Source organism: Lampropedia puyangensis (genome assembly GCF_004833285.1).
Classification (GTDB): Bacteria; Pseudomonadota; Gammaproteobacteria; order Burkholderiales; family Burkholderiaceae_C; genus Lampropedia; species Lampropedia puyangensis.
In genome coordinates this window covers 1-498 of the sequence record NZ_STFG01000067.1, presented here as the reverse complement: position 1 = coordinate 498, position 498 = coordinate 1, and the positions used below count along the sequence as shown (strand labels likewise).

General features: G+C 52.4%; 1 protein-coding gene. It reads left to right on the top strand.

Annotated elements, in window-relative coordinates; all coding sequences use genetic code 11:
• Positions 1 to 498 (top strand): transposase (locus E9531_RS17395; protein WP_136575026.1); only part of this gene is annotated, 498 nt, incomplete at both ends.

The following is a 498-nucleotide window of genomic DNA, read 5'->3' as shown; positions in this document are numbered from 1 at the left end:
AGCTACTTTGGCTACAAGCTCAGTGTGAGCGTGGACTACAAGCATGGCTTTATTCGAGGTATCGCCACCGGCACAGCCAGCGAGCACGACGGGCATCACTTTGATGATGTGTTGGATATGGAAAACACAGGCAAACTGGTTGATACAGACAAAGGCTACGACAGCGCGCAAAGACGAGAAATGCTCAAAGCCTTGGATTTTCAAGATGGCATCCAACGCAAAGCGCAGAAAAACAAAGCACTGAGCCAGTGCCAGAAAAAACGCAATGAGCGCATCGCCAAGAGAAGGGCCAAGGTCGAGCATGTGTTTGCAGGCATCAGGCACATGGGAGGCAAGTTTGTGCGCTGCATTGGCATGGCACGAGCGAGCGCGACGATGACGCTGATGGCTGCGTGCTACAACCTCAAACGCTTGGCATCCTTCCTGCACAGAGGAGTAGATTCGTTCTACAAAGCCAAGCCCTCAAAGAGACAATTGCGTCTGCAAACCGCCAAAGGC